The sequence below is a fragment of the Profundibacter sp. genome (assembly GCF_965277155.1).
Classification (GTDB): domain Bacteria; phylum Pseudomonadota; class Alphaproteobacteria; order Rhodobacterales; family Rhodobacteraceae; genus Profundibacter.
The window spans coordinates 772,734-797,530 of sequence record NZ_CBDIBV010000013.1 but is presented as its reverse complement, the minus strand read 5'-3'; the positions used below and the strand labels follow the sequence as shown (position 1 = coordinate 797,530).

Sequence of the window (24,797 nt, the reverse complement as noted above, 5' to 3'; positions counted from 1 at the left end):
GAACCTGTGGCTTTGCCACAGAACCGGCCCACCCTACAGGGTTGCGATCAGGCCAAGGCTGGCTTCTTCGATCAATGCCAATGGCCCCTCGAAATCCCGCGTATAATAGGGGTCCGGCACATGGTCGGCACCGGATTGCGGTGCGTAATCAGTGAACAGGCGCACAGGCGTCATATTACCGGCGGGGCGCAGGCTTTCTATATCCGCGATGTTTTCTGCATCCATGCCGATGATCAGGTCAAAACTGTCAAAATCACCCGAATGGAACTGCCGTGCGCGCAGGTCTGACAAATCATACCCCCGTTGCAATGCAGCGGCTTGCATCGGGCCATAGGGTGCTTTGCCGATATACCAGCCCCCGGTGCCAGCGCTGTCAATTTCCAGATCCAGCCCGGCCTTTTGGCTAAGCGTGCGAAACACCCCTTCAGCTGAAGGGGAGCGGCAAATATTCCCAAGGCAAACAAACAATATCCGCATGATCAAGCGCCCTCTACAAAAAATCCCCGCGTTCAACACATGAACGCGGGGCCGATACCTACCAAAGCACCAAACCTAGTCGTTGGTGCCGTTCGACATATCCATGTCGTGTTTCATCGTCATGCCACTTTCGGGCATACGTTTCAGGTCAACCGGAATTTCGACGGTCATATCGCCGGCATTTTCAAATGTCAGGGTGACCGAGACCATATCGCCTTGGTTCAAGGGCCGGGTCAGCCCCAAAAACATCAAATGATCCCCACCACGCTGCAATGCGTGCATACCATGAGCCGCAACAGGAAAGCCGCCTTCGACCTTGCGCATTTGCATCACACCATCGTCGGTTTTGATATGGGTGTGTGTTTCGATACGTTTCGCTACATCGGAAGTCGCGCCAACCAGTGTATCATCCTGATCGGTTTCATTCATGATCACCAGAAAGGCCGCGCCGGTTTTGGCATTGGGGCCAGAGGACCGAATATAGGCATCTTTGATCATGATGCCATCAGCAAAGGCCGGCATGGCAAGGATAATTGCCGTGGCCGATGCCAGAATTGTTTTTGTGAAAGACATACGCGTCCCCTTGGATATTATTCTGTTTAAAGTTGGCTAGAGTTCAAACATCCAGGGGTGGCCCACGCGCCGCAGGAGACGGGGCTTCCTGTGGCAAGATAACGGTATCTGAGGGCAACGCGAGGCGCCACACCATCACGCTAGGCAAAACCGGCACAATCGGGGTTGTGAACGTGGCTGCAAAGATCGAAACGCCATCAGGACAGAGATGGGTTTTCTTTATCGGCTGTCCATCGGGACCAATTGTAATGGTCGTTATGCCTACGCCGGTACAGATCACAATATCAGTGCCGATATCAGGGCTTTGCCCACGCGCCACGGCCATACTGATACTGGTGACCACCAGTGTCAGCGACAGGAATAGGGCGTTGATCAAACGTAGCATGGGTATAATGCTATGCCCGCCTGTTCCACGCCGCAAGCGTCAAATTGTAGCGGCTGCGCGGGTCATATCCTGTTCGGTGATATTGTATTGCGGGCCAAGCCGCGCACGGGCGCTGATCAGACGAGGATCATCGGGTTTCAGGCCTAATGTTGACAAAAACTGCATCCGCCCCTTTTGTTTCAACTCTTCATCGGGAATCGCCGTGCCCATGATCCGGTCAATCACCTCGCCACCCGGGTTGACGTGGAACCAGCGCTGGTAATTACGAAAATGGTGCATCCCGTGAAGGCGGGTGACATAGCGTTCCACCACCCATTTACGCACATTGGTATGAGCCGTCATGTGGAACCATTCGTAAAACAAAAACGCGGTGATGCCGCCGACAAAGGTGAATGTTGTAGCGCTGATCAGCGGGCTTTCAAACCCCAACAGCCGCAGCACAATATAGGCCAGCGTTACATGCAGCAGGGCCATCGGCACCGCAAACCACACCGGCACAAAGAACAGCGCCGGTTTGTTGGGGAAATCATGGTGGCCGTAATGCACCCGATACAGCACATCAAACCAGAACTGGCTGCGCGGGGCGGGCCAGTGGAACAGGTAACGATGCACCGAGTATTCATTTAGCATCTGGCCGATGATACCCAGCGGTGCCAGCCACAGCAGACGGGCATTTCCAGTGCCGATCACCAGCGCCCAGCCCAGCAGCCACAAGCCGAACATCACCTGCACCGAGGTGTGCGAGAACATCAATTTCAGGCGATCTGCATACATGTGCCAAATGGTGCGGGAAACGGGGGCGGATTGTAAAGGGGGGACGTGACGTTAGCCCTGTCCATTAGACCCAGTCAAAGAACCCTTCTCCGGCCCGTGCCCGCAGACGTTCGGCCACGGCGCGCCCCATTTCGGCAGCGTCTGAAATCGGGCTGCGGTCTTCGTCGGTCAGACACTCGGACCCGTCGGGGCGCAGGATTTCGCCGCGCAGGTAAATCGCATCCCCCTCAAGCACGGCCAGCCCGCCAATCGGGGTCTGGCATGATCCGTCCAGCGCCGCCAGAAACGCCCGTTCCGCTGCCAGCCGCTGGCCGGTTTCAACGTCATGGATCGCCGCCAGCATATCCGCCACGCGCATATCATCCGCACGCCGTTCAATACCGATGGCCCCTTGCGCCACGGCGGGCAGCATGTCGTCAACTTCGATCGGGGACTGGGCCACATCGTCATACCCCATCCGGTTCAGACCGGCCATCGCAAGGAAGGTCGCCTCGGCAACGCCATCGGCCAGCTTTTTCAAACGGGTCTGCACATTGCCGCGAAATTCGACGATGTTCAGATCAGGGCGTTTGTTCAGCAGTTGCGCCCGACGTCGCAGGCTCGAGGTGCCAACGGTTGCCCCTTGGGCCAAATCCGCCAGCCGCTTTAGCTTGGGCGAAACAAACGCATCGCGCACGTCCTCGCGCGGCAGATAGGTATCCAGCAACAGCCCCTCGGGCTGATCAACCGGCATATCCTTCATCGAATGGACCGCGATGTCGATCTTGGCCGACAGCATGTCCTCTTCGATCTCTTTGGTGAACAAACCCTTGCCGCCAACTTCTTTCAAGGGGCGGTCCTGAATCCGGTCACCGGATGTGGTGATCACCACCACCTCGAACGCCTGTTCCGGCAGATCGAACGCCGCCATCAGACGACGACGCGTTTCATACGCCTGCGCCAACGCCAAAGGCGAGCCACGGGTGCCTATTTTCAGGGGCGAAGCGGGGTTTGGTAAATCTTTCGTCATACCCCTGTTTAAGCGCGTCAAATGCGCCTGACAACGGCAAACATCCCACGGGTGGCTTGACATCATGTCGCTGGCAATAGAGGTGAATTACAAGCACTAAGGATAGGGGGCAGTTATGGCCGAACAAAAGAAACTACTGCGCGCACTGGCGGGTGAAACGCTGGACACGCCGCCGATCTGGATGATGCGTCAGGCGGGCCGCTATCTGCCCGAATACAAGGCCACCCGCGCGCAAGCCGGCGATTTCCTGTCGCTGTGCTATAACCCTGAACTTGCCACCGAAGTCACCCTGCAACCGATCCGCCGCTACGGCTTTGACGCGGCGATCCTGTTTGCCGACATCCTGCTAGTGCCACAGGCATTGGGGGCGGACCTGTGGTTCGTCACCGGCGAAGGCCCGCGCCTGTCGACCATCACAACGCCCGCCGAACTGGAACAGCTAAAGCCGGTTTCGGATATACACGAAACCCTGTCGCCGATCTATGAAACCGTGCGCACTGTGGCGCGCGAATTGCCCGCCGAAACCGCCTTTATCGGCTTTGCCGGAGGGCCATGGACCGTTGCCACCTATATGATCGCCGGCCGCGGCACTGATGACAAAGCACCAGCGCATCAGCTGATCGCCGAGGACCGCGCCACATTCGAAGCACTGCTGGACAAGATCACCGAGGCAACAATCTCTTATCTGTCGATGCAGATTCAGGCCGGGGCCGAAGTGGTCAAGATTTTCGACAGCTGGGCCGGATCCCTGAAAGGCGAGGATTTCATCAAATACGCGCTGGAACCAACCAAACGGATCATTGCGGCGCTAAAGGCCGAACACCCGAACACCCCCGTCATCGCCTTTCCGCGCGAAGCAGGGGACAATTACATCGGGTTCGCCAAAGCCACCGGTGCCGATTGCGTGGCGCTGGACAATTCGGTTTCCGCCGACTGGGCGGCCGAAAAAGTGCAGGTGGATGGCTGTGTTCAGGGCAATCTTGCACCGCACCATATGGTGACCGGCGGGCAGGAACTGGTGGATGAAACCAAACGCATCGTCAAAGCGTTTTCCAAGGGACCGCATATCTTCAACCTTGGCCACGGCATCACGCCGGACGCCGACCCTGACAACGTGCAACGGATGATCGACACGGTTCGGGGCGCCTGATTGCTCAGGCACCCCGGGGGCTGCTGCACTATGGTTGTAGGGCAATGTCCTTAGTGCAGCGTGGGAATCCCAAAGCCCTTTCGGCCGGATCAAGCTCTTTCATGAAATCGATATTTTTAACAAGCGGCACATAGTCATGCAACTCGGCGGTTTTCAAATAAACCGTGACAATGGCCTGTTTTGGCACTTCAGGCGTTGTGTGGCAGAAATCCGCATCCACATCTATGCTGCCCTCCCGCGAGTCATCTGCCTCTCCCTTGGCATAGAGAGCTTTGAAACGTGGCACATCCTCGCGACGTAAACGATAGGCAAAGCCGTTCGCACTTTGATGCGTGCGTATTTCATCCGGACCATTCGGGATGCGCTCCAATGTGAATGACTGGCTTTCTGTCGGCATTGTTTTGTTTGCCAGCAAAGCCATTTTCAGGATTGGCGCCTTCTTTTGCGGCCGAATATCAGGCGGCAAGGCCACCATGATTTTCATGTCCTCGGGCGGGGTATTCGGATCAACCTTGCTAAGAGCCTGCAGGGTAGTTTGCGGGGTATAGCCGCAGCCGGTTAATGAGGCGACCAGCAGCAGACTATACCCTACACCCCGTGAGCGGGATCTTTGAAACATCCAAACCACCTAGAATTTCCGCGACAGACCAAGCGAGATCATGCGGATATCTGTGTCGACCTTCTGACTGCTGCCATTGAAGCTCTGCGCGTTCGCCTTGCCAAAATTATATTGAGTGGCCTCGAGCCGTGCCGACCAACCGTTGTTGATCGCCATTTCCACACCCAACCCGTAGGAAAACCCTGTGTGCCGGGTTTTTCCGGACACACCGGAAGGTTTCGCGCCTGCATCGGAAATGCCCACACCTGCTGTGCCATAGAAAAAGAATGGGGCTGACCCAGATAACCTAAAAAGAGGTTATGATGGGAAGCATGAGAAAGAGTCGCCTGAGCCACTACAAGCAAGACCGTCTTACGGAGCATTTTGTTTCGGGATCGACAGCACGAACAGCAGCCAGTTTGTGTGGTGTAAACCGCAAGACCGCAGCGTTTTATTTTCTACGCCTGCGCGAGATAATCGCCTATGAGCTGGAGGCGGAAAGCCAAGCTATGTTCGGCGGAGAAATAGAAGTGGACGAAAGCTACTTTGGCGGCAAACGCAAAGGTAAACGCGGGCGTGGTGCGGCAGGTAAAATTCCCGTTTTTGGTATGGGAACCTCTGTAAATTCCCGTTTTCGCCTTCTTCGCGGCGGGGTGGACGGTTTTTCGCCTGTCCCGCCTGATTGCTTCGGATCATAAACCCATTTTCACCGGTTTCAAGCCGGTTTTGGGTATTTCAGGCACACCTCACCCCATGAACCCTTATCCCGGCGCCGCCAGGCCGCATTCGAACTGGACGAAGCGCTTCATGTTGTAGACCAGGTTCATCATCCCGATGCGAAATCGCGCCCGCTTCAGGCCGATGGAGCGGATCAGCTTGCCGCCCATGGAGCGCTCCTGAAAAGCGAATACATGCTCGACCCGGACCCGCACTTTCGAGCGCCTCCGGTTGGCCTTTTGCTGGCGCTCGCCAAGCGGCTTGCCGCGCCTGCCCTTGTGATGGATATGGCTGTGAAGCCCCCGCTCTTCCAGCTCGCTTTCGATCTTTTGCGAGCGATAGGCGCTGTCGGCCCACAGGTCCGATGAGGTGTTGCTCGCATCAATCAGACCGGCAAGCGCCTGGCTGTCATGCACGGCGGCATCGGTGACATCATAAGCGCGGATGAATTTGTGCCGCCGGTCGACATTGATGTGGTTCTTGTAGCCGTAATAGCTCTTGCCGTGCTTCTTCGTCCAGCGCGCATCCACGTCCTTCTGGCGCTTCTTGTGGGGTTTTTCCTCCCACTCTTCAGGCGTTTCGCCCGCCTTGATTTTCTCGTTCTCGTCCCTTTTGTTGTGCTGGCGCGGCGCCGGAACGATGCTCGCATCAACAATCTGCCCGCCCATCGCCAGATAGCCCTTTTCGCGCAGAAAGGCATCGAACTTGTCAAACAGCTCCTTCATCTTCCCGGCCCCGGCCAGCCTTTCACGGTAGGCCCAGATGGTCTTGGCGTCAGGTACGCTGTCTTCAATGCCAAGGCCGAGAAACCGCATGAACGACAGGCGGTCGCGGATCTGATACTCGATCTGATCGTCAGAGAGGTTGTAGAGCTGCTGCAAAACCATCGTCTTGAATATCAGCACCTCATCCCAAGGCGGGCGGCCAGCGTTGGATTTGCGCTGTTCGGGCGGCGTGCGCCATATGGCCTTCAGCTCGTCCCGGTAATCCTCGAACGGCACCATGTCGTTGAGCAACACCAGCGGATCACCAGATTTGTCCAGTCCCGCGTATCGGCTGGAAAGATCAAAAAATCCCATCTGACCCATGACAAAACCCCGTCGGTCGAATCATTTTCATCCTGATGACGATTCTACCCCGTCAGGCCGGATTTTGGGGGATTTTTAGAGGTTCCCTTGAGATTTGCAAAACTGACGAAGGGGTAGAACAGTTGGTTTTTTTAGGGTCACCCCCGATGATACGGCCCTCCTGCCAGTATCGTCGTTGCCCGATACAACTGTTCGCTTAGCATCACCCGCGCCAGCATGTGGGGCCAGACCATTTCGCCAAAGGACAGTTTGAAATCCGCACGGTTTTGCAAGGTTTTGGCAATCCCGTCCGCGCCGCCAATCACAAAGGCCAGATCGGACACACCCTGATCGCGCCAGCCACCCAGCTTGCCCGCAAACTCCGGCGAGGGCATCACGCGGCCCCTCTCGTCCAGCGCACAGATCATCGCCCCCTTGGGAATGGCACGTTCCAGCAGAACCGCCTCGGCCTCCTGACCGCCGCCTTTCTTGTCCTCGACCTCGTGCATCGTTACGGGGCCAAGGCCCAAGGCCCGCCCTGTGCGGTCAAACCGTTTCAGGTAATCATCCAGTAATTCGCGCTCGGGTCCGGCGCGCATCCGGCCCACCGCGCAGATGTGGACACGCATCAGGCGTCTCGGGGCCGGCCCCCTGCCACAGCTTTTCAAGCTGATAGAATTCGCGCACTTCGGGGCGAAACACATGCACAATTACATCGCCCGCATCAATCAGCACCCAGTCGCCCTGATCCTTGCCCTCGACCTTGGGGTAAATCTCGAATGTCTGTTTCAGGTCATCCGACAGTTTTTCCGCAATCGCGCTGACCTGCCGCGAGGAACGGCCGGAGCAAACGATCATATAATCGGCAATCTCGGATTTGCCCTTCAGGTCAATCGAAACCACATCTTCGGCTTTGTTATCGTCAAGCGAGGATAGGATGCTTTCAAGCAGGGCTTTGCTTGAAACCTTTTTAGCTGTGCTGGACAAACGTGTCCTCCTTAAGAAAAGCGCGGGTTGTGCCATATTGGTAGCACCGGATTCGGTAAATCTCAATGTGCGCTTATGGGCTTGTGTTTGTTCGGGTTCAAGGGGGGAAATTCGGCGGGCGCTGATTGGGCCAGTCGGTGGCGGTGTGCCATGTCTGGCCAAGCTGCAGAATGCGGGCATCCGCACCGCGCTGGCCGATCAGTTGCAGGCCTGCCGGCAGCCCCTGTTTGCCGAACCCTACGGGCACGTTCAGCGCGGGCAGGCCGGTGAGCGAGGCAGGCACGACCACCTCCATCCAGCGGTGATAGCTGTCCATGTCGCGGGTCATCACGGTTTTGGGCCAGCGCCAGTCGGCGTTGAACGGGAATATCTGGGCCGAGGGCAGGGCCATCACATCGACATCTGTCTGGCTGGCGAAGGCGGCGAACCATTTGCTGCGGATTACGCTGGCGTTGTGGATATCCAGCGGGGACAGGGACAACCCGCGCTCGATCTCCCACAGCATTTCGGGTTTTAGCAGATCGCGGGTTTTCGGGTTTTGGTAAAGCGGGGCCTGTTTGGCGGCGATGGCCCAACTGCGCAGGGTGGTCCATGAGTGCCACAGCTGTTCGGGTGCGATGGGCGGGGTGAAATCGACAATGGTCGCCCCCAGTTCGCGCATCTGATCCAGCGCGGTTTCACACAGCGTCAGGATTTCCGGGTTCATCGGGTAATATCCGCCCCAGTCACCCACCCAGCCGATGGTGGTGCCGGACATGGTGGATGTGTCGGGTAAGGGGCGGAAGGCGGCCATGCTGTGCGGCAGGCGCGCGTCCGGTGTGCCGATGACTTGCAACAACAACGACAGGTCGCGGATGCTGCGGGCCATCGGGCCGTTGGTGGATAGCTGGTGCAGGAATGTATCACCGATGGGGTCACTTGGCACCATCCCGTATGAGGGCCTAAACCCGTAGACATTATTCCACGCTGCCGGATTGCGCAGTGATCCCATCATGTCCGAACCATCAGCCAGCGCCAGCATCCGCGTGGTTAGTGCCACCGCCGCGCCACCGCTGGAACCACCTGCGGAACGGGTGGTGTCATATGGGTTGCAGGTGGTGCCATAGACGGGGTTGAAACTGTGCGAGCCAAGGCCGAATTCCGGCGTGTTGGTTTTACCGATGATAATCGCGCCGGCTGCGCGGATACGGGCCACCATCAGACTGTCGGCAGTCGGGATGTTATCGGCGAATATGGGCGAGCCAAAGGTGGTGTGTAGGCCCTTGGTTTCGGCAAGGTCTTTGATCGCGATGGGCAGGCCGTGCAGCGGGCCTTTGGGGGCGGTGTTATCAGCCGCTTTGGCCTCGGCCAGCAAATCATCGGCGGGACGCAGGGCGACGATGGCGTTTACGGCGGGGTTAACCGTGTCAATACGGGCAAGGGTTTGGGCCATCAGGTCGGTGGCTGAAATGTCCCTGTTGGTCAACGCCGCAAGGATGCCGGTTGCATCGCTGTTTTGGATCATTTCGGGGAATCCTCGAGCAGCTTTACCTCGCGCTGCGGGAAGGGGATCGAGATATCGTTTTCCTTGAAGGTATCCCAGAGCGCCAGAAACACATTGCCGCGGATGTTGGTCAAACCACCGGTCGGGTCGGTGATCCAGAAACGCAGGATATAGTCGACCGAACTATCCCCGAACCCGACGATATGGCAAACCGGTGGGCGCATTGCCAGCACGCGATCGACTGAAGCAGCGGCATCACAGGCCAGTTTGCGCACCTTGTGTGGGTCATCGTGATAGGCTGTGCCGAAATGGATATCCAGCCGCACGAAATCATTGGTGTGGGACCAGTTGACCACCTGATTGGTGATCAGATCCTCGTTCGGGATCAGGAATTCCTTGCCGTTGCGGGTGACGACTGAGGCATATCTGGCACCCAGTGTATTGATCCAGCCAAAGGTATCACCCAGCGAAATCACATCGCCAGGTTTGATGGATTTATCCAGCAGGATGATGATGCCGGACACAAGGTTCGACACCACCTTCTGCAGACCGAACCCAAGGCCAATGCCGATGGCACCGGACAGAACGGCAAGACCGGTCAGATCAAACCCGACCGCCTTCAGCCCTATGAAAAACGCCGCGCCATACAGGGTCACCTGCATGAATTTCACCATCAGCACCTGCATGGATGGCGATATTTCCTTGTTGTTGCGAATGCGCTTGGTGGTGCCGGACGATATTACACGGGCAAGGGTGAACAGTAGCGCCGTGACAACCAGCCCCTTGATGACCACCAGCAATGACAAGTGAAGCCCGCCCAGATCAACCGCGACCTGATCCAGTAATTGTTCGGCGGCTGTGGTCAGGTTCAGGAAGTAGAGCGTGGCGTATATCCACGCCCCCCAGGTCACCAGCCGGCGCAAGAAATTGTTATGGATGAAACGGGCGGCAAAGACGATCAGCAGCCATGTCAGCGATATGGTACCAACGATGGCCAGCAAATAGGTGCGGGACGGGAATAGACCCAAACCCTGCCGCATAAAAGCGATAACGACCCAGATCAGTATGACAAACACGATCAACCGCAAACGCCGGTGCAGCATCACCAGTATGCGCAACTGCCATTTGGGCCGACCGGACAGGCCGCGCATCCAATTGTGGAATTTGGGGCCGAAATACAGTTTAAACAAATAGGCCACGATCAGCAGACCGATCATGATCCCCATTTGTGTCAGCCTTGATGGCATCATAAGGCTGTTACCAAAGGCAACCAGCTTATCGAACAATGTCTGTATCTGCGCGCCTGCGCTTTGTGTTTCCGGCTCCATAACCGCAGGTTTGCACAGTTATTATCGCCGTGACAATGGCCAACGCTCTTGCCCATGCCCCGCGTGCGATGTATCCCCGCTGGTATGACTCGGATTTTTGATATGGACGACCACGCCCGCCTGCCTTGGCGGTTCCACGGTCAAACGCTTGCGATCCACGCCGACCTATAATGGTCCGGCGCCCTTTGGCGCTGTTTGTCACCCCCATCTGTAACATCCTGCGGGAAAGGAAAAACCATGACCGCCCCGAAGACACTTTATGATAAAATCTGGGACGCCCACGTCATTACCGAAGACGACGACGGCACATCCCTGCTGTTTATCGACCGCCATCTGGTGCACGAAGTCACCAGTCCACAGGCCTTTGAAGGTCTGCGCGATGCTGGCCGCAAGGTGCATGCACCCGACAAAACCATCGCCGTGCCGGATCACAACGTGCCGACCACGCTGGACCGCACCAACGGTATTATCAGCAACGAGGAATCCCGCATCCAGCTTGAGGCACTGGACAAGAATGCCCGCGATTTCGGCGTGCATTACTATCCGGTCGATGATGTCCGTCAGGGCATTGTGCATATCGTTGGCCCCGAGCAGGGCTGGACATTGCCCGGCATGACGGTGGTTTGCGGCGACAGCCACACCGCCACCCACGGTGCTTTCGGTGCGCTGGCCCACGGGATTGGCACATCTGAGGTGGAACATGTGCTGGCCACGCAGACGCTGATCCAGCAGAAATCGAAAAACATGAAGGTGGAAATCACTGGCAAGCTGCGCCCCGGTGTAACCGCAAAGGACGTGACCCTTGCGGTGATCGGCGCGACCGGCACGGCGGGGGGCACCGGCTATGTGATCGAATATTGCGGTCAGGTGATCCGCGACATGTCGATGGAAGGCCGCATGACCGTCTGTAACATGGCGATCGAGGGTGGCGCGCGCGCCGGTCTGATTGCACCGGATGAAACCACCTATGACTATGTCAAAGGCCGCCCGCACGCACCCAAAGGGGCCAAATGGGAAATGGCGCTGGAATGGTGGAAAACATTGTTCACCGACGATGACGCCCATTTCGACAAGGTGCTGGTGCTGAAAGGCGAAGACATCGCGCCGGTGGTCACATGGGGCACCTCGCCCGAGGATGTTCTGCCGATCACCGCGACTGTTCCCGCGCCTGAGGATTTCGAGGGTGGCAAAGTAGACGCCGCCGCGCGGTCGCTGGAATATATGGGCCTGACTCCGGGCACCAAACTGACCGACATTCCGATCAACACCGTCTTTATCGGCTCCTGCACCAACGGCCGGATCGAGGATCTGCGCGCCGTTGCCCAAATCGTCAAAGGCAAGAAGGTGGCCGAGGGTGTGCGCGCCCTGATCGTGCCGGGATCGGGCCTTGTGCGGGCGCAGGCCGAAGAAGAAGGGCTGGGCGAGATTTTCACCGAGGCCGGTTTTGAATGGCGTCTGGCGGGTTGTTCCATGTGTCTGGCGATGAATGACGACCAACTGGCGCCGGGCGACAGAAGCGCGTCAACCAGCAACCGGAACTTCGAGGGCCGTCAGGGCAAAGGGGGCCGCACCCATCTGGTCAGCCCCGTCATGGCAGCCGCCGCAGCGATCACCGGTCATCTGACCGATGTTCGGGAAATGTTGTAAGGAGAGCGACAATGGAAAAATTTGAAAAAATCACCGGTGTCGCGGCACCCATGCCCCTGATCAACATCGATACAGATATGATCATTCCCAAACTGTTTTTGAAGACCATCAAACGGTCGGGCCTTGGCGTGCATCTGTTTGACGAGATGCGCTATAACGATGATGGCAGCGAAAAACCCGACTTCGTGCTGAACCAGCCTGCCTATCGAAATGCCGAAGTTATTGTCGCTGGCGACAACTTTGGCTGCGGGTCATCGCGGGAACACGCGCCGTGGGCGATCAAGGATTTTGGCATCAAATGCGTGATCTCGACCAGCTTTGCCGACATCTTTTTCAACAACTGCTTCAAGAACGGCATCTTGCCGATTGTGCTGCCGCAGGAACAGGTGGACCTGTTGATGAAAGATGCCGAAAAAGGGGCCAATGCCCGCATGACGGTGGATCTGGAAGCGCAGGAAATTACCACATCGGATGGTGACGTGGTGAAATTCGACGTGGATGCCTTCAAAAAGCAATGTCTGCTGGAAGGGTTGGACGATGTCGGCCTGACTTTGAAGAAAGCCGATTCGATTGCTAGCTACGAAACCATGTCCGCATCGGCCCGACCTTGGGTGTAACGAACTTCTAGCGGATCAAACCACGTAAAACACACAATATAGGGTCCGGTCATAGGCTGGGCCCTTATTGTTGCCAGATTTGATGCAAAGTCGCACCAGTTTTTCCACGAAATTGCCTTAAAAATTCGTTTAAATTTACCTGTAACTTGTGCTGGGAAGTGAAAGAAGGCAGGAAGTGGCTGATATAAATGCAGACCGCGGAAGCATGCGGAAAATTCAAAGAACGGAGGAGCAGCAAAGCGCTGTTTCTCGTGGGGTAGGCGGTGTGAAGGTAGTTTTCTCCCAACTAACAAGCGCCTTTGTGCGTGCCATTCTTGTGCTTGTTGTTATCTCGATGCCGTCAGTTCTATTGCCCGGGGTGAATGCGGATACAGCGCAAGTCGTGGCGCTGGTCAGTCTAGCAGGGGCTGTTCTGGTTTTCTTTGAATATTCATCCACCTATCCCAGCCTTGTCGAATTTCGCGATGCGCCGCCGTTTAACCGCGTGCGCTACGTTTCGTTGTTGATAACAGTTTCCTTGCTGACCATCATTGTGCGCGGTGAAGCAGAACCCTCGACCCTGAGCCTGTATGCCAAGGCAACCGGGAATATCATCGGCGAGGCGATTAATTTCGAATATAGCCCGGTTAATCTGGTTGCCTTGATGTTGCCTGCAGATGCGGGGCTTGACCAACTGGTCCTGATCCGCTCGATCGCCGGGCTTAGCTATCTGATTTCCTTGATGACGTTGGTTGTATTTTTAATGCTGATCCGGATTCAGGGCTGGCCATCCCGTGGCAAGACATTCAATGTTTGGGTGAACCTGCCGACATTTGATCCCTCGGCAGGCAGTGATGTTGTGGCACGCCTGGTGCGTGACGGGCGTGTTAATATCATTCTGGGGCTGGTTTTGCCTTTCTTGCTGCCGGTCATGGTTCTGGCGGCGTCCAAGGTGTTTGACCCGATTGTGCTTGATTCCCCGCAAACAATGGTGTGGACAATGACAGCATGGGCATTTCTTCCAACCAGTCTGTTTATGCGCGGGATCGCCATGCGGCGGATCGCGGCGATGATCAAGGAAAAGCGCAAGCGCAGCAATGCCTATGTCGAAAAGCATGGCTATACGCCGGCCTGATATTCGCCACGCTGGCCTCACCGGTTCTGGCCGATACCTACAGGGTTGCCACCTATAACACAGAATTACAACGGCGCGGACCTGGCCTGCTGCTGCGCGATATTCTGTCGGGCAAGGATGCACAGGTTCTGGCCGTTGTAGATGTTATCAAACAGGTATCCCCCGATGTGCTGTTGCTGAACGGGTTTGACTATGACGCAGGTGGCGTTGCGCTGACGGCCTTTGCAGACCTGCTGAATGATTACCCCTACCGCTTTGCCCTGCGGCCGAATACGGGGATGCAGACGGGTCTGGATATGGATGGCGACGGGCGCATTGGTGGCGCGCGTGATGCGCAGGGGTTTGGCCGGTTTGCCGGATATGGCGGTATGGCGATTCTGTCGCGCTTTCCGCTGGACACAGACCATGTGCAGGATTTTTCGGGGCTGAATTGGGCCGACTTTCCAGATGCGTTACTGCCAACGAAAGATGGCAAACCGTTTCCGTCACCGCAGGCTGTGGCGGCGCAAAGATTATCATCGGTCGGGCACTGGGTGGTGCCGGTGAAATTACCTGAAGGGGTGATCAACCTGATGACCTTTCACGCCGGCCCGCCGGTTTTTGACGGCCCCGAGGACCGTAACGGCAAACGCAACCATGACGAGGTGAAGTTCTGGAGCGTTTATCTGGATGGCGGGCTGGGCACGCCTCAGGCGAATGGTCCGTTCGTTATTCTGGGGGATGCCAACCAGGACCCGCAGGATGGGGAAGGGCTGAAAGATGCCATTCGCGGTTTGCTTGCGAATCCGCTGGTGCAGGACCCGCAGCCCAAAAGCAAAGGGGCTGTGCTGGCGGCGCAAGAACAGGGCGGGGCAAACGCAAACCACCTGACCGATCCGGCGCTGGATACGGTTGATTGGAAAGACACCCCTGCACCGGGCAACCTGCGGGTGGATTATGTGTTGCCGTCAAGGGATTTGCAGGTTGCAGGTGCAGGGGTTTATTGGCCTGCGGACGGGGGCACCGATGTTGCCTCGCGCCATCGGTTAGTCTGGGTTGATCTGGTGATTGATCGCTAGCGGCATGGCCTGCTCGAGTGGCGTTGTTTCAAAATCCGGCAACAGGGCGTCAAATGTAGCGCCGTCGATCCGGTGAGGTTTGTTCCATTGGTAACGCATTTCCAACACATACTTGGCCATCGGCCAAAACGGGCGGGCGATCTGGATTGGCAGCCAGTTCATTTTCTTTAGCCGCAGGGGTTTCCCATAGGCCTTTGACACCGCTGCACATAGTTCACGCCCTGTCAGGGTGTAGCCGGGAAAAGGAATATCCGCGAAACTCGGCAGATCATCCCGCATTTCGGCCAGTTCCGCCGCCGCCCGCGTCAGATCGGGCAACCACGCCCAGGCATGTTCAATATCGGGGTTGCCGGGGTAGATGAATTTTCCTTTGCCGATTTTCGGAATCATCATCATATCAAACCAGTTGCCCGAGGCTTGCGTGTCGATGAAATCCCCCGCGCGCAGAATAATGGTGCGCACGCCCGAGGCACGATAGGCCGCTTCCATTTCAATGCGCACACGGCCCAGCGGGTTTTTGGCCCCGTGTAGTGTGCCTGCCTTGTAAACCGATGGCGCATCCTTGCCGTAGTTATAAACATTTCCGGGGATGATCACCGTGGCCTTGGTGGATTTGGCGACCTCGATCACCTGTTTAGTCAGCTTTGGCACCTGTGTAGCCCAATCAGGATACAGGGGGTTCCAGCCATTCACGATTACATCCGCGCCCCATGCGACATCCCACAGGTTTTCGGATTTGCGGTCAAATTGGCGCACCTCCCACCCTCGGGCCTGAAAGGCTTTGGTGGCGTTGCGGCCAAAGCGGCCTCGGCCGCCAAGGATCAATACAGTATTGGACATTTTATAAACTCCTGTGTTGTGTTGACCCCAATTTAACCATTCACATAAAACTATAAATTGCGAAAATATGCAGATCGTGTATTCAATAATGAATAAGACCTCTGCATGAGGCCATGGCTTTCGGTTGAAGCAAGATTTCGGCCGCCCACCTTGCGCCCCTGCGGGTCCGGCGGACAGACGGGTGGCGGGGTTTGGGGCTATGCGATTGCGGGGGTTTGCGGGTTGAGGGTGATCCTGTTTGCGGCCTTGAGCAGGTTTTGCGCGATGGCGGCCATGACCATCTGGGCATGCACCCTGGCGCGCCCGAAATATCTCGCCCGCTGCAGGCCGAAGAGGCGTTTCATCGTGCCGAAAGTCTGCTCGATGCGGAAGCGGCGTTTCGAAATCAGCCGGTTGAAGCGTTTCTCCGATTGCCGCAGGGGGCGGCCGCGCGCTGCCTTGCGCAGGATGCCGTCGCGGTATTTGCCGCGCAGCATCTGGCGGTTGGCCTTGCTCGCATAGGCCTTGTCGGCCAGCACCCGCTGCGCCTTTGCGCCCGCGATCATGGTGGCGAATTCGGGGCTTTCGGCGGCATTGGCGGGCGTGGTGTGCACCTTGTCGATAAAGCCCTCTTCGTCGCAGCGGGCAAAGCCCTTGTAGCCGAGCGTGCTCTTGCGGCCCTTCTTGACCCAGCGGGCATCAGGGTCGGCGCTGAAATGCAGCTGTGCCCCGTCGGGTGAGACCTCGGGCGGATCATCCGGCGTCCCTTCCCTTGCCCCGTCCTCTGCCCGGTCCTGCGGGGCGTCGATATGGGTGCGCGGGCGCGCCGCCGCCGCGATCAGGGTCGCATCAATGATCGCCGCCTCAGCCTCTTTCAGCTTCAGCCCATGCGCCTCGATCTGGCGGCAGACCTCGGCCAGCAGCTCATCGTAAACGCCACCCCGGACCAGCGCATTGCGGAACCGGCAGTGGGTCGTCTCATCCGGCACCGACGCGTGCAGATCGAGCCCGCAGAACAGCATGAAATCCAGCCGCACCTTCAAGGCCCGCTCCAGCTTCGGGTCGCTCAGCCCGTGCCACTGGCCAACCAGAAGACACTTGAACAGAACAAGCGGATCATAGCCCTGAGGCCCGATCCCCGAGCGCCCCAGACCGCGCCGCAGGATCGGCAAAAACGAGTTCCAATCCATCAGCGCGTCGATCTTCGACAGAACGTCATCCGCGCCGATCCGTGCCGCCGCTTCGTGCAGGAAAAGGTCCATCTATTCACCCCAGAGATTTCCCGGCTAGCTTACCAAAACGGCCAACCCGGGGGAATCCCGATGTTATGCAGAGGTCTTATGAATGGATAAATCGCTCGCAAATCTTGACTGGTCTCTTTTGCAATCCTTTATGGCCGTGGCCGAGGAAGGCTCGCTTTCCGCAGCGGCGCGGCGTCTGGGGGCCAGTCAACCCACGCTGGGGCGCCAGATTCGGCAGGTGGAACAGCAACTGGGGGTGACCCTGTTCACCCGTAAACCGCGCGGGCTGCAACTGACCGATATCGGGCAGACCCTGCTGCCTGCGGCCCAAACGATGCGCGAAGCAGCGGGGCAAATGGCGCTGGCGGCGGCGGGGCAGGAACAGCAGATCAAAGGCACCGTGCGCATCACCGCCAGCGTTTTCGTATCGCACCACATCCTGCCGCCGATCATTGCGCATATCATGCGGCAGGAACCGGATATCGCGATTGAACTGGCCCCCAATGACGCCAGCGAAAACCTGTTGTTCCGCGAAGCGGACATCGCCATCCGTATGTATCGCCCGACGCAACTGGATGTGGTGGCAAAACATCTGGGGGATTTGCCGCTGGGTGTGTTTGGCTCGGTCGATTATCTGAACCGCAAAGGGCGGCCGGAAACGATCGAGGATATGATGAACGGTCATGACCTGATTGGCTATGACGCGGACGAACAGATCCTGCGCGGTATGCGGCAGATGGGGCAGGAGGCCAAGCGTGACTGGTTTCGCATCCGCTGCGATAACAACGTGGTTTACTGGGAACTGCTGCGTGCCGGATGCGGGCTGGGGTTTTCGCAAACCTATGTGGCGATGGATGACCCGCTGGTAGAACAGGTGCTGCCCGATCTGCCCATCCCGCCGCTGCCTGTCTGGCTGGTGACGCATCAGGCCATGCGCCGGACCCCGCGTATCCGCCGCGTCTGGGATATGCTGGCCGAGGGGTTATCCCCCTTCGTTTCTTGACCCGACGTGCCCAAAGGTTTACGCGGTTGTCAACCCATTTAGATCAAGGACAACAGCAACATGAGCAACCCTTCGCTTCTTATCCTCGCCGGTGACGGTATCGGCCCCGAAGTCATGGTCGAAGTGCGCAAAATCATCGACTGGTTCGATGCCAAGCGCAACCTGAAAATCGACGTGACCGAAGACCTTGTCGGCGGTGCCGCCTATGACAAACATGGCACGCCGCTGCACGATAACACCATGGCCCACGCCCAAGAGGTAGACGCGGTTCTGCTGGGCGCTGTGGGTGGTCCGGCCTATGACGATCTGGATTTCTCGGTCAAACCCGAACGGGGCCTGTTGCGCCTGCGCAAGGAAATGGACCTGTTCGCCAACCTGCGCCCAGCGCAATGCTTTGACGCGCTGGCCGATTTTTCGTCGCTCAAGAAAGAACTGGTCGCCGGTCTGGATATTATGATCGTGCGCGAACTGACCTCGGGCAGCTATTTCGGCGAACCCCGCGGCATTTTCGAGGAAAATGGCGAACGTGTAGGCATCAATACCCAGCGCTATACCGAAAGCGAAATCGACCGCGTGGCGCGCTCGGCCTTTGAACTGGCCCGCAAACGCGACAACCGTCTGGTGTCCGTTGAAAAAGCCAACGTGATGGAAAGCGGCATTCTGTGGCGCGAAGTTGTCACCAAGATCGGTGCCGAGGATTACCCCGATGTGGAACTGTCGCACATGTATGCCGACAATTGCGCGATGCAGCTGGTGCGCAACCCGAAACAGTTTGACACCATCGTCACCGACAACCTGTTTGGCGATATCCTGTCCGATTGCGCGGCGATGCTGACCGGATCACTGGGGATGTTGCCATCCGCATCATTGGGCGTGCCTATGGAAAACGGCAAACCCAAGGCGATGTATGAACCTGTGCATGGCTCGGCCCCCGATATTGCCGGTCAGGGCAAGGCTAACCCTTGTGCAACGATCCTGAGCTTTGCGATGGCATTGCGCTATTCCTATGACCAGGGCGCCGAGGCCGACCGTCTGGAAACCGCGGTTGAAAAGGTTCTGGCCGATGGCGTGCGCACCGCTGACCTGATGCAGGCCGGTGATGCAAAACCCGCCAGCACCAGTGAAATGGGCAATGCGGTGATTGCTGCGCTGGATGCATCACTGTAACTATTGGTTGAAATACCGGCCTGTAATGATAAAAAGGGGCAGTTTTGTGCCCCTTTTTGTATTTTTGAGGTCTTACCTATGAACCGTATATTCCTGACAATTGCCGCCTCAATGGCATTGGCATCCCCGCTTGCCGCAAAAACCCTGACAGAAATGTTTCCCGACATTTCCAAAACCTATAATGACGAAGGTATAAAGGCACTTGAAGCGCTGGATTTCAAACAGGGTAAAGTGACAGTTGGTAGCAATCTGGCAACGCTTGACCTGACAGATGAATTCTATTTCCTTGATGCCAAGGATGCCAACTATGTTCTGACAACACTGTGGGGAAATCCACCTGATGACAGCACTTTGGGCATGGTCTTTCCCGCTGATAAAACCCCGTTGGATGAAACATGGGGGATCGAGGTATCTTTTGACGATATCGGCTATGTATCGGACGAAGATGCGGGCAGCTATGATTATGACGAGCTGCTGAAAACAATGAAGCAGGATATGCAGGACGAAAACGAATGGCGGCGCGAAAATAATTATCCCGCGATCGAACTATTGGGCTGGGCCGCACCACCACATTATGATTCTGAAGGACGTAAACTGTATTGGGCAAAAGAAATACGCTTTGATGGTGACGAGACAACGACACTGAATTACAATATCCGTATTCTGGGGCGTAAAGGTGTGTTGGTTGTAAATTTCATTGCAGATATGGACATGCTGGATCAGGTGAACAAGGCTGTTCCAACGGTTCTGAAAATGACAAACTTTACGGATGGAAACAAATATTCGGGGGGCTGACCCAGATAACCTAAAAAGAGGTTATGATGGGAAGCATGAGAAAGAGTAGAGGTGGTCCCACTTTTTTGACCAGTCAGCAGCCAGTTTAAGATGGATCAGGGTTTCATTTAGGCTGCCAAACTCATTGGTTTTGTTTTTCTGTCATAGGCTTCATCCGGGGTCAATATTCCGTGGGTGGAATGCGGGCGCTCGGTGTTGTAGTAAGCCAACCATTTCCCGATCCCGGCGCGGGTCTGCGAACCCGTTTCAAATGCGTTGAGGTAAATGCATTCGTATTTCAAGGATCGCCAAAGCCGCTCGATCATCCGGTTATCGACCCAGCGACCTTTGCCATCCATCGAGATTTTCACGTCGGCTTCTTTCAGCGCCTGCGTCCATTCAAACCCGGTGAACTGGCTGCCCTGGTCGCTGTTCATGATATCGGGCTTGCCGTATTTGGCCATAGCCTCTTTCAGGGCTTCAACGCAAAAATCTGCCTCCATGCTGTTTGACAATCTCCAGCTCAAAACCTTGCGGCTGTGCCAGTCCATGATCGCGACCAAATAGAGGAACCCGCGCTGCATCGGAATGTAGGTGATATCTACGCACCACACATGGTTTGGACGATCAATCGTCAGGTCTCGCAGCAGATACGGGTAGATCTTATGCTGCGGATGTTTCTTGCTCGTGTTGGGCGTCTGGTAGATCGGAACCAACCGCATCAGCCGCATCAAACGGCGGACCCTGTGGCGACCACACTTGTAACCTTGGCGCTGCATGTGCCGGGCCATTTGCCGTGATCCATACCACGGCGTCTGCAAGAATTGCTTGTCGATTATTGTCATGAACCGCAAATTTTCAGCACTTTCGCCTTTTGGCTGGTAATACAGGTTCGAGCGCGCCAGAGAAAGTAGCCCGCATTGTCGTCGCACACTCAGATCATGCTCACGGCTCACCATTTTTTGCCTCGCTTCCCGAGCAACTGTTGCGAGGCGTTGGCTAAAAAATCCCGTTCCACGACCAGCTGACCAATCTTGGAGTGCAGCTTCTCAATCTGGGCTTCATCAACCCGATCAGGATCACGGCCCCGTCTGGAAAATGCCGTGGCCATGTTTTCAATCGCTGCTCGTTTCCATGTGCCAATCTGGGTTGGATGCACACCATACTTCTTCGACAGCTCCGCCATCGTCATTTCCTCGCGGATTGCTTCAAGCGCAACGCGGGCTTTGAATTCGGGAGAATGGTTCTTTCGTTTCGTCATTTTGAATCGTCTTTCTCATAAGTCGATCCACCTTAACAACTGGTCCGAATTTCCGCGACCACCTCTTCGGATTTCAAACCATCAATTGACAAGGTTGCAGCGGTTGGAATCGGCGGGTTGATTGCCGGCAAGGTTCTGGCGAAAACCGGCTTGATCGCAGTTGCGCTGATATTCCTGAAAAAGTTTTTCTTTCTGTTGCTGATCCCGCTGTATTGGCTAAAGAACCTGTTCGGCCGCAAAAATAGCTGACAGATACGGAAAAGCTGGCAGTTATGGCCTTGCTAATCACCGCAAGATTTTGTAATCCGCCAGACAGTCGGAGTGTAGCTCAGCCTGGTAGAGCACTGCCTTCGGGAGGCAGGGGTCGGAGGTTCGAATCCTCTCACTCCGACCAATGAACAAAGGCCCCTGCGGGGGCCTTTTTGTTTTTTCGAAAACTGACCGCAATGATATTCGCAACGTTTCAATTGCTTAATGTGCTTGATGCTTTCCTATTTTCAGGGTGCGAAGGCATTACAATTCCATATTCATTATGTTAGCCGCCCTCTTCAATACGTCCGGACTATATGAACCAAAACATTTTCCAGTGTTTCACGGGAGGTGATAAAATAGGCCGTCGCATCTTCCAAGGTAGTGTCGCGAGTTTGGTGGAAATTCGAGGACGGCGTAATCTCCGGGTGCATCGAAGCCACCCAACCGGCGGCTGGAACCGCCAAGGAGATCACGCCATGACAAAGAATACAGCAACATCGACATCCGCGCTACTGGCCAATGAAGCAGGCTATGACCCGATTGAAGACCGGCTGCGCCAGAACATCCGCGCGACGATCGAGGCGGTTTTCGAAGAGGAGCTGGAGCAGTTTCTGGGCCGTTGCCGGTATGGCCGCAGCGGCGGGGCAAAGGCCGGATCATCGCGAGCGGCAACTGGTCGGAACATTTGGAACCGAAACGGTGCGCGTGCCGCGTGCGCGGATCACAGGCGAGGCCGGCAAGGCCAGAGAATGGCGCTCGAAGGCATTGCCCCGCTACCAGCGGCTGACGAAGAAGGCCGAGGCGCTGATCGCTGCTGTCTACCTTTCGGGCACCAACACACGGCGGGTAAAACGCGCCCTGTTCGGCCTGTTTCAGGGGGCGGTCAGCAAGGATGTGGTGAGCCGCGCCTGGCGCAAGGTGAAGGTGGACTGGCAGGCGTGGTGCGCCCGCAGCCTTGCGGATGAAGACATCGTGCGGCTGATCCTGGACGGCACCGTGATCAAAACGCGGATTGACAGGAAGGCCACCAATATCTCGGTTCTGGCCGCGATTGGCGTGCGCCGGGATGGGCAGAAGGTCTTGTTATCACTGATGAACATGGGCGGCGAAAGCACCTCCGCCTGGCGTCAGTTCATCAACGATCTGGATGCGCGCGGGTTGAAACGGCCCGAATTTGTCATCGTGGACGGGGCACCGGGACTTGAGGTCGCTCTCATTGCCCTCTGGGGTGAAGATCTGCCGATCCAGAGGTGCACGGTGCACAAGCACCGCAACCTTCTGGCCAAGGCACCCAAGCGTATGCATGATGAGTTGACAGAAGATTACCGCGACATGATCTACGCCAAAACACCCGAGGAAATCGCCACCCGCCGCAAGGCATTTCTGCGAAAATGGCGGCTGAAATGCAAGGCCGTCGCTGACAGCTTGGAAGAAGCAGGAGATAAGCTTTTCACCTTCACGCGTCTGCCACAAGGCCAGTGGAAATCGGCCAGAACGACAAATGCGATCGAACGCCTGAACGAGGAATTCCGCCGCCGCATCAAGACCCAGACCGTGCTGCCATGCGCCGAGACCGTGCCGATGCTGCTTTGGGCTCTGATGGCCTCGGGGCAGATCGTCATGCGAAAGGTCGATGGCTGGGAAACGCTCGCTCAGCCCGTCGCCGACGCAACCCTTGACCAAGCCGCCTGACCGGCGCATAACTCAACCCGCTCGGAGGTGCCTGAAATCAATTTCCACCACTTTCGAGACACAACCGCATGTCAAAGAACGCTGTCTGAAGTGGTCCTGCTTTTCCGAACAGGTTTGCGGCTGATTTAAGGTGTATCGGGTTTCGTTATCATGCCGCTTTCATCATTTCATTACCGTCAAAGTATGCCTCATCCGGCGTTCGCTTTTCAAGTGCGGTGTGGGGTCGGTCGGTGTTGTAGAATGTGATCCAATCGCGAATGACCCGCTCGGCCACAAAGCCATCCGTCAATTCATGCAAGTATACCGCTTCCTGCTTCAGGGATCGCCACAGACGTTCAATGAAGGGAACCTCTAAAAATCCCCCAAAATCCGGCCTGACGGGGTAGAATCGTCATCAGGATGAAAATGATTCGACCGACGGGGTTTTGTCATGGGTCAGATGGGATTTTTTGATCTTTCCAGCCGATACGCGGGACTGGACAAATCTGGTGATCCGCTGGTGTTGCTCAACGACATGGTGCCGTTCGAGGATTACCGGGACGAGCTGAAGGCCATATGGCGCACGCCGCCCGAACAGCGCAAATCCAACGCTGGCCGCCCGCCTTGGGATGAGGTGCTGATATTCAAGACGATGGTTTTGCAGCAGCTCTACAACCTCTCTGACGATCAGATCGAGTATCAGATCCGCGACCGCCTGTCGTTCATGCGGTTTCTCGGCCTTGGCATTGAAGACAGCGTACCTGACGCCAAGACCATCTGGGCCTACCGTGAAAGGCTGGCCGGGGCCGGGAAGATGAAGGAGCTGTTTGACAAGTTCGATGCCTTTCTGCGCGAAAAGGGCTATCTGGCGATGGGCGGGCAGATTGTTGATGCGAGCATCGTTCCGGCGCCGCGCCAGCACAACAAAAGGGACGAGAACGAGAAAATCAAGGCGGGCGAAACGCCTGAAGAGTGGGAGGAAAAACCCCACAAGAAGCGCCAGAAGGACGTGGATGCGCGCTGGACGAAGAAGCACGGCAAGAGCTATTACGGCTACAAGAACCACATCAATGTCGACCGGCGGCACAAATTCATCCGCGCTTATGATGTCACCGATGCCGCCGTGCATGACAGCCAGGCGCTTGCCGGTCTGATTGATGCGAGCAACACCTCATCGGACCTGTGGGCCGACAGCGCCTATCGCTCGCAAAAGATCGAAAGCGAGCTGGAAGAGCGGGGGCTTCACAGCCATATCCATCACAAGGGCAGGCGCGGCAAGCCGCTTGGCGAGCGCCAGCAAAAGGCCAACCGGAGGCGCTCGAAAGTGCGGGTCCGGGTCGAGCATGTATTCGCTTTTCAGGAGCGCTCCATGGGCGGCAAGCTGATCCGCTCCATCGGCCTGAAGCGGGCGCGATTTCGCATCGGGATGATGAACCTGGTCTACAACATGAAGCGCTTCGTCCAGTTCGAATGCGGCCTGGCGGCGCCGGGATAAGGGTTCATGGGGTGAGGTGTGCCTGAAATACCCAAAACCGGCTTGAAACCGGTGAAAATGGGTTTATGATCCGAAGCAATCAGGCGGGACAGGCGAAAAACCGTCCACCCCGCCGCGAAGAAGGCGAAAA

Annotated in this window: 25 protein-coding genes, 1 tRNA gene and 3 pseudogenes; 13 read left to right on the top strand and 16 right to left on the bottom strand. The window is 56.7% G+C overall.

Annotated elements, in window-relative coordinates; all coding sequences use genetic code 11:
• Positions 1 to 33: 33 nt before the first annotated feature.
• From ACQY4M_RS19240 to hemC, 5 genes are all read right to left on the bottom strand, one after another.
• Positions 34 to 483 carry a low molecular weight protein-tyrosine-phosphatase gene (locus ACQY4M_RS19240; protein ID WP_428547526.1) on the bottom strand — a complete coding sequence of 150 codons (450 nt, stop codon included), beginning with the start codon at positions 481 to 483 and terminating at the stop codon, positions 34 to 36.
• A 69-nt stretch (positions 484 to 552) separates the two neighbouring features.
• The gene (locus ACQY4M_RS19235; protein WP_428547523.1) at positions 553 to 1,050 is read right to left on the bottom strand and encodes a copper chaperone PCu(A)C; all 498 of its coding nucleotides are present in this window, start codon (positions 1,048 to 1,050) and stop codon (positions 553 to 555) included.
• Positions 1,051 to 1,093: 43 nt separating this feature from the next.
• The gene (locus tag ACQY4M_RS19230; RefSeq protein WP_428547520.1) at positions 1,094 to 1,435 is read right to left on the bottom strand and encodes a hypothetical protein; all 342 of its coding nucleotides are present in this window, start codon (positions 1,433 to 1,435) and stop codon (positions 1,094 to 1,096) included.
• 39 nt (positions 1,436 to 1,474) lie between these two features.
• Positions 1,475 to 2,209, bottom strand: a complete 735-nt coding sequence (locus ACQY4M_RS19225) for a sterol desaturase family protein (protein WP_428547517.1) — start codon at positions 2,207 to 2,209, stop codon at positions 1,475 to 1,477.
• A 64-nt stretch (positions 2,210 to 2,273) separates the two neighbouring features.
• Positions 2,274 to 3,218, bottom strand: a complete 945-nt coding sequence (gene hemC, locus ACQY4M_RS19220; RefSeq protein WP_428547514.1) for a hydroxymethylbilane synthase — start codon at positions 3,216 to 3,218, stop codon at positions 2,274 to 2,276.
• A 115-nt stretch (positions 3,219 to 3,333) separates the two neighbouring features.
• Here hemC and hemE point away from each other — a divergent pair, with 115 nt between their 5' ends.
• A complete protein-coding gene (gene hemE / locus ACQY4M_RS19215; RefSeq protein ID WP_428547511.1) occupies positions 3,334 to 4,368 on the top strand; it encodes a uroporphyrinogen decarboxylase in 1,035 nt (344 codons plus the stop codon).
• A 28-nt stretch (positions 4,369 to 4,396) separates the two neighbouring features.
• Here hemE and ACQY4M_RS19210 read toward each other — a convergent pair whose 3' ends face one another.
• Both ACQY4M_RS19210 and ACQY4M_RS19205 read right to left on the bottom strand, forming a co-directional pair.
• The gene (locus tag ACQY4M_RS19210) at positions 4,397 to 4,987 is read right to left on the bottom strand and encodes a hypothetical protein (protein ID WP_428547508.1); all 591 of its coding nucleotides are present in this window, start codon (positions 4,985 to 4,987) and stop codon (positions 4,397 to 4,399) included.
• 9 nt (positions 4,988 to 4,996) lie between these two features.
• Positions 4,997 to 5,266, bottom strand: a pseudogene (locus ACQY4M_RS19205) (outer membrane protein); the annotation flags it as partial.
• Positions 5,267 to 5,298: 32 nt separating this feature from the next.
• Here ACQY4M_RS19205 and ACQY4M_RS19200 point away from each other — a divergent pair.
• Positions 5,299 to 5,577: pseudogene (locus ACQY4M_RS19200) on the top strand (IS1595 family transposase); the annotation flags it as partial.
• A 150-nt stretch (positions 5,578 to 5,727) separates the two neighbouring features.
• Here ACQY4M_RS19200 and ACQY4M_RS19195 read toward each other — a convergent pair.
• From ACQY4M_RS19195 to ACQY4M_RS19175, 5 genes are all read right to left on the bottom strand, one after another.
• Complete coding sequence (locus tag ACQY4M_RS19195; RefSeq protein ID WP_428539227.1) at positions 5,728 to 6,771, bottom strand: IS5 family transposase; 1,044 nt, start codon at positions 6,769 to 6,771, stop codon at positions 5,728 to 5,730.
• A 137-nt stretch (positions 6,772 to 6,908) separates the two neighbouring features.
• Positions 6,909 to 7,379: a 23S rRNA (pseudouridine(1915)-N(3))-methyltransferase RlmH gene (rlmH, locus tag ACQY4M_RS19190; RefSeq protein WP_428547505.1), complete on the bottom strand. Its 471-nt coding sequence runs from the start codon at positions 7,377 to 7,379 to the stop codon at positions 6,909 to 6,911.
• A complete protein-coding gene (gene rsfS, locus ACQY4M_RS19185) occupies positions 7,315 to 7,737 on the bottom strand; it encodes a ribosome silencing factor (protein ID WP_428547502.1) in 423 nt (140 codons plus the stop codon). The genes rlmH and rsfS overlap by 65 nt, the downstream gene beginning before the upstream one ends.
• 97 nt (positions 7,738 to 7,834) lie before the next feature.
• On the bottom strand, positions 7,835 to 9,241 hold the full coding sequence (locus ACQY4M_RS19180) for an amidase (protein WP_428547499.1): 1,407 nt from the start codon (positions 9,239 to 9,241) through the stop codon (positions 7,835 to 7,837).
• Complete coding sequence (locus ACQY4M_RS19175) at positions 9,238 to 10,548, bottom strand: mechanosensitive ion channel family protein (protein WP_428547496.1); 1,311 nt, start codon at positions 10,546 to 10,548, stop codon at positions 9,238 to 9,240. Before ACQY4M_RS19175 ends, ACQY4M_RS19180 begins: the two co-directional genes overlap by 4 nt.
• A 237-nt stretch (positions 10,549 to 10,785) precedes the next feature.
• On the opposite strand from ACQY4M_RS19175, the gene leuC reads away from it, so the two are divergent.
• The 4 genes from leuC to ACQY4M_RS19155 all read left to right on the top strand — a co-directional run bounded on the left by leuC (position 10,786) and on the right by ACQY4M_RS19155 (position 14,984).
• The gene (leuC, locus tag ACQY4M_RS19170; RefSeq protein ID WP_428547493.1) at positions 10,786 to 12,195 is read left to right on the top strand and encodes a 3-isopropylmalate dehydratase large subunit; all 1,410 of its coding nucleotides are present in this window, start codon (positions 10,786 to 10,788) and stop codon (positions 12,193 to 12,195) included.
• Between the two features lie 11 nt (positions 12,196 to 12,206).
• Positions 12,207 to 12,812: a 3-isopropylmalate dehydratase small subunit gene (gene leuD, locus ACQY4M_RS19165; protein ID WP_428547491.1), complete on the top strand. Its 606-nt coding sequence runs from the start codon at positions 12,207 to 12,209 to the stop codon at positions 12,810 to 12,812.
• A gap of 175 nt (positions 12,813 to 12,987) precedes the next feature.
• Positions 12,988 to 13,926, top strand: a complete 939-nt coding sequence (locus ACQY4M_RS19160) for a hypothetical protein (protein WP_428547489.1) — start codon at positions 12,988 to 12,990, stop codon at positions 13,924 to 13,926.
• Positions 13,923 to 14,984 (top strand): endonuclease/exonuclease/phosphatase family protein, encoded by a 1,062-nt coding sequence (locus ACQY4M_RS19155; protein WP_428548308.1) that lies wholly within the window; start codon positions 13,923 to 13,925, stop codon positions 14,982 to 14,984. Before ACQY4M_RS19160 ends, ACQY4M_RS19155 begins: the two co-directional genes overlap by 4 nt.
• Here ACQY4M_RS19155 and ACQY4M_RS19150 read toward each other — a convergent pair.
• Both ACQY4M_RS19150 and ACQY4M_RS19145 read right to left on the bottom strand, forming a co-directional pair.
• A complete protein-coding gene (locus ACQY4M_RS19150; RefSeq protein WP_428547486.1) occupies positions 14,952 to 15,824 on the bottom strand; it encodes an epimerase in 873 nt (290 codons plus the stop codon). The two genes, ACQY4M_RS19155 and ACQY4M_RS19150, sit on opposite strands and share 33 nt — an antisense overlap.
• Positions 15,825 to 16,021: 197 nt before the next feature.
• A complete protein-coding gene (locus tag ACQY4M_RS19145) occupies positions 16,022 to 17,065 on the bottom strand; it encodes an IS5 family transposase (RefSeq protein ID WP_428539221.1) in 1,044 nt (347 codons plus the stop codon).
• An 82-nt stretch (positions 17,066 to 17,147) separates the two neighbouring features.
• Between ACQY4M_RS19145 and ACQY4M_RS19140 the strand changes: the two genes are divergently transcribed.
• Genes ACQY4M_RS19140 through ACQY4M_RS19130 form a run of 3 tightly spaced genes read left to right on the top strand, consistent with a single transcriptional unit; the run spans position 17,148 to position 20,009 of the window.
• Positions 17,148 to 18,047 (top strand): LysR family transcriptional regulator, encoded by a 900-nt coding sequence (locus ACQY4M_RS19140; RefSeq protein ID WP_428547483.1) that lies wholly within the window; start codon positions 17,148 to 17,150, stop codon positions 18,045 to 18,047.
• Between the two features lie 60 nt (positions 18,048 to 18,107).
• A complete protein-coding gene (gene leuB, locus ACQY4M_RS19135) occupies positions 18,108 to 19,214 on the top strand; it encodes a 3-isopropylmalate dehydrogenase (protein WP_428547480.1) in 1,107 nt (368 codons plus the stop codon).
• Between the two features lie 3 nt (positions 19,215 to 19,217).
• Positions 19,218 to 20,009 carry a DUF2167 domain-containing protein gene (locus ACQY4M_RS19130; protein ID WP_428547477.1) on the top strand — a complete coding sequence of 264 codons (792 nt, stop codon included), beginning with the start codon at positions 19,218 to 19,220 and terminating at the stop codon, positions 20,007 to 20,009.
• A 107-nt stretch (positions 20,010 to 20,116) separates the two neighbouring features.
• Here the strand turns inward: ACQY4M_RS19130 and ACQY4M_RS19125 are convergent.
• Positions 20,117 to 21,249, bottom strand: a protein-coding gene (locus tag ACQY4M_RS19125) for an IS3 family transposase (RefSeq protein ID WP_428539245.1) whose coding sequence is annotated in 2 segments (ribosomal slippage) — positions 20,117 to 20,997 and positions 20,997 to 21,249 — 1,134 coding nt in all. Because the reading frame shifts where the segments join, the coding sequence is not laid out codon by codon here.
• Positions 21,250 to 21,288: 39 nt separating this feature from the next.
• Here ACQY4M_RS19125 and ACQY4M_RS19120 point away from each other — a divergent pair.
• The 3 genes and pseudogenes from ACQY4M_RS19120 to ACQY4M_RS19110 all read left to right on the top strand — a co-directional run bounded on the left by ACQY4M_RS19120 (position 21,289) and on the right by ACQY4M_RS19110 (position 23,193).
• Positions 21,289 to 21,498, top strand: coding sequence for a DUF2167 domain-containing protein (locus ACQY4M_RS19120; protein ID WP_428548305.1), 210 nt, complete (start codon positions 21,289 to 21,291; stop codon positions 21,496 to 21,498).
• A 68-nt stretch (positions 21,499 to 21,566) separates the two neighbouring features.
• A tRNA-Pro gene (locus ACQY4M_RS19115) sits at positions 21,567 to 21,643 on the top strand.
• A gap of 334 nt (positions 21,644 to 21,977) precedes the next feature.
• Positions 21,978 to 23,193, top strand: a pseudogene (locus tag ACQY4M_RS19110) (IS256 family transposase).
• A gap of 148 nt (positions 23,194 to 23,341) precedes the next feature.
• Here the strand turns inward: ACQY4M_RS19110 and ACQY4M_RS19105 are convergent.
• The gene (locus tag ACQY4M_RS19105) at positions 23,342 to 23,533 is read right to left on the bottom strand and encodes an integrase core domain-containing protein (RefSeq protein ID WP_428548302.1); all 192 of its coding nucleotides are present in this window, start codon (positions 23,531 to 23,533) and stop codon (positions 23,342 to 23,344) included.
• A 90-nt stretch (positions 23,534 to 23,623) separates the two neighbouring features.
• Between ACQY4M_RS19105 and ACQY4M_RS19100 the strand changes: the two genes are divergently transcribed.
• Positions 23,624 to 24,667, top strand: a complete 1,044-nt coding sequence (locus ACQY4M_RS19100) for an IS5 family transposase (RefSeq protein ID WP_428539227.1) — start codon at positions 23,624 to 23,626, stop codon at positions 24,665 to 24,667.
• Positions 24,668 to 24,797 lie beyond the last annotated feature (130 nt).